This window comes from Pseudomonas sp. RW407 (assembly GCF_003176655.1).
Classification (GTDB): domain Bacteria; phylum Pseudomonadota; class Gammaproteobacteria; order Pseudomonadales; family Pseudomonadaceae; genus Pseudomonas; species Pseudomonas delhiensis.
The window spans coordinates 1,020,207-1,028,783 of the sequence record NZ_QGSL01000088.1 but is presented as its reverse complement, the minus strand read 5'-3'; the positions used below and the strand labels follow the sequence as shown (position 1 = coordinate 1,028,783).

Below are 8,577 nucleotides of genomic sequence, written 5' to 3'. Positions count from 1 at the left end.
CCACCCCTGGGCGGAGCTGGCGCCGGAGCATTTCCGCCTGCTGCGCCTGGCGCCCCAGCCCACCGACCGCAACACCGGCACCCGCGCCCTGCGCTTCGTCCAGCTCGGCCGGGTGGAACGCCACGCCCCGGAGCAGAGCCTGCTGCGCCTGAGCGTCCAGCTGCCCGGCCAGGCCCTGCGCAAGGAGCAGAACCTGTTCGAAGTCTGGGCCGACCACCGCAACAAGGAAGTGCGCTTCGGCGCCGACAGCGGCTTCGCCCTGGAGCCGATCAACCGCGGCCTGGGCCGCTTCCTGCTGGCCCAGGGCATCGCCTGGGCCAAGCAGAAGTGGGCGCACTACAAGGTCGAGGGCGGCACCCTGGGGGTGAAGGACGCGCCCAACGAGGACATCCGCCTGCGCCGCGACCATTTCCTGCGCGCCCAGGGCTTCGACGTGGACTACGAGGACTCGCGCCTGCTCAAGGCCCGCTACGGCGCCGGCCGGGTGAGCGAGCTGTACGACGACTGGAACAAGGACAAGGTGCAGCTGGTGCCGCTGCTGGACGCCGCGGCCATGCTGGAGCAGGCCGACCAGAACCTGGCCAGCCAGGACAACGAGATCCGCAAGCTGCAGCAGCGCATCGAGACCTTCCGCCGCGACGACACCAGCCTGCGCTTCATCATCGCCTGCCTGACGGTGTTCGCGGTGTTCCAGGCGGGGCTGCTGATCTGGATGGCGACGCACTGAGGCCTGGGGATTCGGTTTTGCGCGGAGGTCCATCGCGGACGGAGTCCGCGCCTACGACCGTGCTTCCTGGAACCGTAGGAGCGGACCTTGTCCGCGATGGCCGGGCGTTCCGGCGCGTTTCGCGGTTGAGATCCGCTCCGCAACCATTCCCCCTGTAGGAGCGCGCCCTGCGCGCGAAATCGCGGGCAAGGCCCGCGGCGCCTCAGCTCACCCGCGAGCGGAACAGCGCCTGGTGCTCCCGGCACTGCTTCGCCGAGAGCAGGAACACCCCGTGCCCGCCGTGGCGGAACTCCAGCCAGGTGAAGTCCACCTCCGGGTACAGCGCCTCGACGTGCACCTGGCTGTTGCCCACTTCGACTATCAGGGTGCCCTGCTCGGTCAGGTGGTCGGCGGCCTCGGCGAGCATGCGCCGCACCAGGTCCAGGCCGTCGTCGCCACAGGCCAGGCCCAGTTCCGGTTCGTGCTGGTACTCGGCCGGCATGTCGGCGAAGTCCTCGGCGTCGACGTAGGGCGGGTTGGACACGATCAGGTCGAAGCGCTGCCCCGGCAGGCCGGCGAAGCCGTCGCCCTGCACGGTGTAGACGCGCTCGCCCAGCTCGTGGCGCTCGATGTTGACGTTGGCCACTTCCAGGGCGTCGAAGGACAGGTCGGCCAGCACCACTTCCGCCCGGGGGAACTCGTGGGCGCAGGCGATGCCGATGCAGCCCGAGCCGGTGCACAGGTCGAGGATGCGCGCCGGCTCCGCCGCCAGCCAGGGCGCGAAGCGCTGGCGGATCAGCTCGGCGATGGGCGAACGCGGGACCAGCACGCGCTCGTCGACCACGAAGGGCAGGTCGCAGAACCAGGCCTCGCCCAGCAGGTAGGCGGTGGGCACGCGCTCCTCGATGCGCTTGCGCAGCAGCTCGCGCAGGTAGTCGCGCTCGTCGTCCTCGAGGCGGCAGTCCAGGTAGGCATCGGCCATTTCCCACGGCAGGTGCAGCGCACCGAGCAGCAGTTGACGCGCATCGTCCCAGGCGTTGTCGGTACCATGCCCGAAGAACAGCCCCTCGGCATGGAAGCGGCTGACCGCCCAGCGGATATGGTCTCGAAGGGTCAGCAAACGGGATTCGGTCACGGCGCAAGGTCCTCGCAACGGGCAAAAGCCCGGCATTCTAGCCCAAGGCGGCGTACAGCGGGCGCATACCGGCGTCGAGGGGGTCAATACCACTTTGCGCGGGTTTCGCATAGATTCACAGCGCCCGCGGAACAGACCACAATGGTGGCATACGCATCATCAGGAGTACGTCATGTCCCAACCGCTCAGCATGCTGAAGATCAGCGGACGCGGCTATCCGCCCGCCACCCTCCGCCAGAGCACGCTGCTGATCATCGACGCCCAGGAAGAGTACCGCAGCGGCGTCCTCGCCCTGCCCGGCCTGGAACCGGCGGTCGCACAAATCCGCCTGCTGCTGGATGCCGCGCGCAGCCAGGGCACCCCGATCGTCCACGTGCGCCACCTGGGTATCCACGGCGGCCTGCTCGACCCGCAGGGCCCGCGCGGGCAGTTCCTGCCCGAACTGGCGCCGCTGCCCGGCGAGGTGGTGGTGGAGAAGCGCCTGCCCAACGCCTTCTCCGGCACCGAGCTGCATGACCGCCTGCAGCACAACGGCCGGCTGGACCTCATCGTCTGCGGCTTCATGACCCATTCGAGCATCAGCACCACCGTGCGCGCGGCCAAGGACTACGGCTACCGCTGCACCCTGGTCACCGCCGCCTGCGCCACCCGCGACATCCCCACCCCGGATGGCGGCGTGCTCTCGGCGCGCGACCTGCACCACGCGGAAATGGCCGCCCTGGGCGACAACTTCGCCGCCGTGGTCGGCGAGGCCCAGGCGCTCATCTGAGCACCGTCCGTCCCGCTGCGGCGGCGCCTTGCCGCCGCAGCTATTAGGCTGTAAGGCAACGCATCCAGCGGGCACGCGCCGGACGGGCGGGCCAGGCATTCCCCGCAGGGGCGGAACCCCCTCCCGCCGACACCGGTCATAGCCTCGTTCAGCAGATGAGGAAGCCGGGATGAAGATGTCCGACAGTTTCGATCCACGCACGCTGCGCCCGAAGCGACCGGGCCGCTGGCGCTGGCGTTTCGTGGCCGCCGTGGCCGCACTGATCGCCGCGTTCGGCGTGCTCGGCGCCCTGGCCGGCGGCGCGGCGTTGCTGCGCCGGCAACCGGCGGCGGGGGTGATGCACATCGAACCGGCGGCCGGCGCGGTCTTGCTGGTGATCGGCCTGCTCGCCCTGTGGCTGGGCGTGCTGTTCTGGCGCCTGGCACGGCGCCGCGCACGGCGTGGCGACGGCCTCAGCCTGTCGCCGCGGCTGATGAAGAAGCGCGGCTGAGCGGGCTTGCCGCAAGGCGCCCGTGATCCGTTAGAATGCCGCCTCTTCGCGGAGGCTCCATGCAAGACGACGATTTTTCCCTGTTCGCCAACGAGATGCGCGGCGTCAAGCGCATCGAGGTGGACCAGGCCGACACCGGCAAGCCCAGGGCCGACCGCCAGCAGGTCCGGCTGCGCCAGCAGAACGCCACGACGAAGGTGGAAAACCTGCGCGTCGACGGATTGTCCGACCTGTTCGTCATCGACGTCGGCGCCGAGGACGAGCTGTACTGGGCCCGCGACGGCGTCCAGGAAGGCCAGATGCGCAAGCTCAAGGCCGGCCAGATCGGCTTCGAGGGCAGCCTCGACCTGCACGGCATGAACATCGAGAAGGCCCGCGAGCTGCTCTGGGACTTCCTCGCCGAGGCCACCCGCCTGGAAGTCCGCTGCGTGCGCGTCACCCACGGCAAGGCGGCACGCACCGACGGCCGCCGGCCGCTGCTCAAGAGCCACGTCAACACCTGGCTGCGCCAGCACCCGCAGGTCCTGGGCTTCACCTCGGCCATGCCGCGCCACGGCGGTACCGGCTCGCTCTACGTGATGCTGCGCCGCACCATGCTGGAGGGGCGCGACGAATAATCCGTCGTCCCCGCTGGCGCACCGCGCCCTTGCCAGCGCGCGACGCGCGCCCTACCCTGCGTCTCCTGCGCTTCAACGAGTCCCAACAGGTAGATCATGTCCCTGGAACAAAACTATTCGGAGATCCTCAGCCAGCTCGGCGAGGACGTCACCCGCGAAGGCCTGCTCGACACGCCCAAGCGCGCCGCCAAGGCCATGCAGTACCTCTGCCGCGGCTACCAGCAGACGCTGGAAGAGATCGTCAACGGCGCGCTGTTCAGCTCCGACAACAGCGAGATGGTGCTGGTCAAGGACATCGAGCTGTACTCGCTGTGCGAGCACCACCTGCTGCCCTTCATCGGCAAGGCCCACGTGGCCTACATCCCCAACGGCAAGGTGCTGGGCCTGTCCAAGGTGGCGCGCATCGTCGACATGTACGCCCGCCGCCTGCAGATCCAGGAGAACATGTCCCGGCAGATCGCCGAGGCCGTGCAGCAGGTCACTGGCGCCCTGGGCGTGGCGGTGGTCATCGAGGCCAAGCACATGTGCATGATGATGCGCGGCGTGGAGAAGCAGAACTCCTCCATGGTCACCTCGGTGATGCTCGGCGAGTTCCGCGAGAACGCCGCCACCCGCAGCGAGTTTCTCAGCCTGATTCGCTGAGGTCGCTTGTGGGATGAAAAACCGGCCTGTGGGGCCGGTTTTTCTTGTCTGTAAGACGGAGTCCGCTCCTACGGGGGAATACCGTGCCTCATGGTGGATTGTAGGAGCGAGCTTGCTCGCGAACGGGGTTTGTCGGTGGCATCGGCGTTGGGTGTAAGAGCACCCTCTCCCCAGCCCTCTCCCTGAAGGGAGAGGGGGCTGTTCGGAGTGGCTTGTCGGTCAGGCGCCATCCTTCCGCCCCGTCATTCCGGCGAACGCGGAAACCCAGAAGCGTGGGGGCTTGGTGTAACGCGCCGCTCCGAGTGCGTTGATGTCTCTTGTTTCGCCCCCTCGGGCGAGTCACTTCTTTCAAACGCCAAAGAAGTAACCAAGAAGGCTTGCCGGTACGACTCACCCACATAGGTGACAAATCGGTTCAGGCACATGGGTAACAGTTTCTAACCTGCAGGGGTCACCTCACGAGGACTGGCCCATGCCTTGGCGAGAGCTGAAACCTATGGATGAGAAAGTACTGTTCATTGCCGACTATCTGCGTGAGCTCTACAGCTTCACTGTGTTGTGCGAGCGCTTCGGCATCAGTCGCAAGACCGGCTACAAATGGGTGGAGCGCTACCGACACGCGGGTCTGGAGGGGCTGGACGAACAAAGCCGGCGCCCCCATAAGCAAGCGTTTACGACGCCTTACGTGATCCGCGAATACATCCTCAAGTTACGTCGGGATTCGAATGTCGATTTAGGCCCGAAGAAGATCCAGGTGCTGGTCGAGCAGCGTTACCCCGGGCAGAGCCCTTCGCGGACCACGATTTACAACATCCTCAAGCAGGCGGACCTGATCGCGCCGCGACGAGTGCGCCAGCGGATACCAGCTTATCCAAAACCACTGACCCCGGCGAAGGCTCCCAACGACCTCTGGACGGCCGATTACAAAGGGCAGTTCCTCACCCGCGATGGGCAATGGTGCTACCCGCTTACGGTCATGGACCATGCCAGCCGCTACCTCCTGGCCTGCGATGGACTGCTTGGCCCACGCCTGGCCGAAACGCAGGCGGTCTTCGAGCGCCTGTTCCGTACCTACGGACTACCGTCCCGCCTGCGCACGGACAACGGCACGCCCTTTGTCAGCAAGGGGCGGGCGGGCCTGTCGCGGTTATCCATCTGGTGGTTGCGCCTGGGCATCCTCCCCGAACGCATCGCACCCGGCCACCCGGAACAGAATGGTCGCCATGAGCGTATGCACCGCACGCTCAAATTCGCCACTGTCCAGCCACCCGAGGCTGATCTGAGCAGTCAGCAGACCTGCTTCGAGAACTTCCTGCAGCACTACAACCATGAGCGGCCGCATGAAGCCCTGGAGCAGAAAACCCCGGCGCAGTGCTATGTCCCTTCACCACGAGCCTTCCCGGACCGCCTGCCTGAGCCCAGTTATCCAGGGCACATGGAGGTATACCGGGTCGACGGCGCAGGCTTGGTCAATCGACGGGGAATGCAGATTTATGTGGGCTATGTGCTACAGCGCGAACTCGTCGGACTGGAACTCACCGGTGAGGGCATCTGGGCTGTGCATTTCGGCCCAATCGTTATCGGCAAGCTGGACGAACACGAGCGAAATGATCGATACCTGACGATGCGAGTGTCACCCATGTGACTGAACTCATTTGTTACCCATGTGCTTGTCCTCTACATTGCCCGCATACGGGCCCGATGGAGCCGGGCTACCCTCACGAATTCCCCCGCCACGGAGGCCCGCCCCGAGGGTACGTCCCTGTAGCCCATCGGGGCTCTCGCGACATCCATGTCGCATGACCTCCTGAGCGCCGGTTTCGCTCGGCCTTCTGAAGGGGCGTTCCGGTGCGCTCGGTTGTTTCTCTGGAAGTCCTAAATGCAAATGCGAGAGCAAAAGCGCTTTTGCTTTTCGTAGGATCGAGGGGGACGCCTAGTTCTTGCTCGCGAACCCTGGCTCCCCGCATTCGTGATGGTTGGTAGGGCGGATAAGAACCGCACCACCTGTGTGATTCCCATGTAGGAGCGCGCCCTGCGCGCGAATCGCGGGCAGGGCCCGCTCCTGCAGGTGTGGGATGGGGGCGGGCGTCACTCCTCCGAGGAGAAGTCGTAGTCCATCGCCTGGCTCGGGCCCTGCAGGTAGCGGCCCTGGATGTAGTTGGCGCCGGCCTGCCAGAGGGTGGCCAGGGCGGTGGCGCTCTCCACCATCGGCACTATGGTCAGCTTGGCCTGGGCGTGCAGGCTGGCCATCAGGGTGCGCAGGTTCTCCTGGTTCTCCGGGCGGCTGAGGTCCTGCACGTAGGAGCCGTCGATCTTCACGAAGTCGACGTTCATGTGCTTGAGCGTGCTGAACGGGTTCAGGGCGCAGCCGAACTGGCCGAGAGCGACCTGGCAGTGCAGCTCGGCGAGCCCCTGGCTCAGGGCCTTGGCCTGCTTGAGGTGGGCCACGGCGTCGGTTTCGCTGATCTGCAGGATCAGCGAGTCGGCCGGCAGGCGCGCGGCCTTCAGGGCCACAGCCAGCCAGGGCAGCAGCCCGGCGTCCTGCAGGCTGGGGCCGGACAGGTGCACGAAGAGCTTGGTGTCGTGGCCCTTGGCGCGGTGCTCGGCGAGCAGCTTGATGGAGTTGAGCAGCACCCAGCGGTCGATGCGCTCGGCCAGGCCTCCGGCCCTGGCCGCGCCGAGGAAGTCGGCGGCGGGTACTTCCTCGCCCTGCGGGTTGAGCAGGCGCAGCAGCACTTCGTACAGCTCGTGGCTGTCGCCGCGCAGGCTGATGATCGGCTGGAACAGCAGGCGGAAGGCGTTCTTCTCCAGCGCCTGCTGGACGATGGCCAGCAGGTCGCCGCGGCTGGCGGCGGCGGCCAGTTCGTCGGCCGGGTCGTAGAGCTTGATGCCGTTGCCCTCGGCCTGGGCGATTTCGTCGGCGCAGCGGTGGGCGCGCTCGATGACGTCCTGGGCGCGGCTGGTCTTTTCGTCGAGCCCGGCACAGCCGATCGACAGGGTGACCTGGGCGGTGCGCCCGTGGATGTCGAACAGGTGGCCCTCGATGCGCTTCAGCAGGCTGGCGAACAGCGCCTTGCTCTGTTCCGGCGTCTGGCCGTCGAGCAGCACGCTGAAGGCGTCGTCGCTGAAACGGGCCAGTTGCGCGTTCTCGGGGAAATGCTCGCGCAGCAGGTGGGCGAGGTCGGCCAGCAGCAGGTCGATGCTGGCGATGCCCAGGCTCAGCTGCAGGTTCTGCGCACGGTCGAGCAGCAGGTAGGCGAGGGTGGCCGGCTGGCCGGCAGTGATGGCGCGCTCCACGGCGGCATCCATCAGGTCGAGGAAGTGGGCACGGTTGAACAGGCCGGTGACCAGGTCCTGGCTGCTGACCTCGCGCAGCTTCTCCTGCAGTTCGCTGTTGTCCTGCTCGGCGCGGATCACCACCTGGATGCAGGGCTCGCCGTCATAGGTGGCCGGGGAAAAGCCCATGCGCGCTCGCAGCGCCTGGCCATCGACGCGCACGCCGCTGCACAGCAGCTCGTTGTCGCCGTCGCCGTGCTGGTAGCCCTTGAGGAAGTCCTTGAAGGTCGCCTGGTCGGCCGGGGCGATCAGGTCGATCATCGGCAGCCCTTCCAGCTCCTCCGCGTCCTCGTAGCCGAACAGCGCGACGTAGGCGCGGTTGGCATAGATGTGCATGCCGTCGTGGACGTAGGTGATGGCGTCCACCGAACTGTCCAGCAGCAGCTGGCAGCGCTTTTCCGCCTCGCGCAGGGCGACTTCGGCGGTGCGCCGGGCGCGGCGCTCTTCCAGGGCGGCGATTTCGCGGTTGGCCACCAGCACCAGGCGCTCGTCCTCGCCCTGGGGCAGGGCGTCCTGGGCGCCGAGGGCCAGTGCCTCGGTGATGCTGTCGGAGTCGTTGCCCTCGACAAGCTGGATGAAGGGGATGTCCTTGGCCTGGCGGCGCAGGCTGGCCAGGGCCTCGTCCGGCGCCAGGGCGCCGCTGTGCGGGGCGGCGATCAGCAGGTCCCAGGTCTGTTGCAGGGCTTCGGCGAGGTCTTCGCTGGAGGTGACGCGGTGGACGCGGGTCGCGCGCCCGGCATTGCGGAACAGGCTGACCAGGCGCTCGGCCTCGTTCTGCGAGTCTTCCAGGATCAGCAGGCGGACGGTTTTCTTTTCATTGGCCATGAAGAGCTGCTTATAGCGCGCCGGATGGCAGCCAGGAGGCGACGAATGGAGTGCGGC

General features: G+C 67.0%; 8 protein-coding genes. 6 read left to right on the top strand and 2 right to left on the bottom strand.

Going from position 1 to position 8,577, the window contains the following annotated elements; genetic code table 11:
- The coding region (locus DK254_RS11220; RefSeq protein ID WP_109933989.1) for a hypothetical protein at window positions 1–727 on the top strand (727 nt) is incomplete at its 5' end.
- Between the two features lie 202 nt (window positions 728–929).
- Here the strand turns inward: DK254_RS11220 and prmB are convergent.
- The gene (gene prmB / locus DK254_RS11215) at window positions 930–1,841 is read right to left on the bottom strand and encodes a 50S ribosomal protein L3 N(5)-glutamine methyltransferase (RefSeq protein WP_109933833.1); all 912 of its coding nucleotides are present in this window, start codon (window positions 1,839–1,841) and stop codon (window positions 930–932) included.
- 172 nt (window positions 1,842–2,013) lie between these two features.
- Here prmB and DK254_RS11210 point away from each other — a divergent pair, with 172 nt between their 5' ends.
- The 5 genes from DK254_RS11210 to DK254_RS11190 all read left to right on the top strand — a co-directional run bounded on the left by DK254_RS11210 (window position 2,014) and on the right by DK254_RS11190 (window position 6,004).
- Entirely contained in the window at window positions 2,014–2,610 is a 597-nt protein-coding gene (locus DK254_RS11210) for a cysteine hydrolase family protein (protein WP_109933832.1), read from the top strand.
- Between the two features lie 169 nt (window positions 2,611–2,779).
- Window positions 2,780–3,100 carry a hypothetical protein gene (locus tag DK254_RS11205; protein WP_009618630.1) on the top strand — a complete coding sequence of 107 codons (321 nt, stop codon included), beginning with the start codon at window positions 2,780–2,782 and terminating at the stop codon, window positions 3,098–3,100.
- A gap of 59 nt (window positions 3,101–3,159) precedes the next feature.
- Entirely contained in the window at window positions 3,160–3,717 is a 558-nt protein-coding gene (locus tag DK254_RS11200) for a Smr/MutS family protein (RefSeq protein WP_109933831.1), read from the top strand.
- Between the two features lie 96 nt (window positions 3,718–3,813).
- Complete coding sequence (gene folE, locus DK254_RS11195; protein WP_089394489.1) at window positions 3,814–4,359, top strand: GTP cyclohydrolase I FolE; 546 nt, start codon at window positions 3,814–3,816, stop codon at window positions 4,357–4,359.
- Window positions 4,360–4,831: 472 nt separating this feature from the next.
- The gene (locus tag DK254_RS11190; protein ID WP_109933014.1) at window positions 4,832–6,004 is read left to right on the top strand and encodes an integrase core domain-containing protein; all 1,173 of its coding nucleotides are present in this window, start codon (window positions 4,832–4,834) and stop codon (window positions 6,002–6,004) included.
- A gap of 443 nt (window positions 6,005–6,447) precedes the next feature.
- Here DK254_RS11190 and DK254_RS11185 read toward each other — a convergent pair whose 3' ends face one another.
- Window positions 6,448–8,520 carry an EAL domain-containing protein gene (locus DK254_RS11185; RefSeq protein WP_109933830.1) on the bottom strand — a complete coding sequence of 691 codons (2,073 nt, stop codon included), beginning with the start codon at window positions 8,518–8,520 and terminating at the stop codon, window positions 6,448–6,450.
- Between the last annotated feature and the right edge of the window lie 57 nt (window positions 8,521–8,577).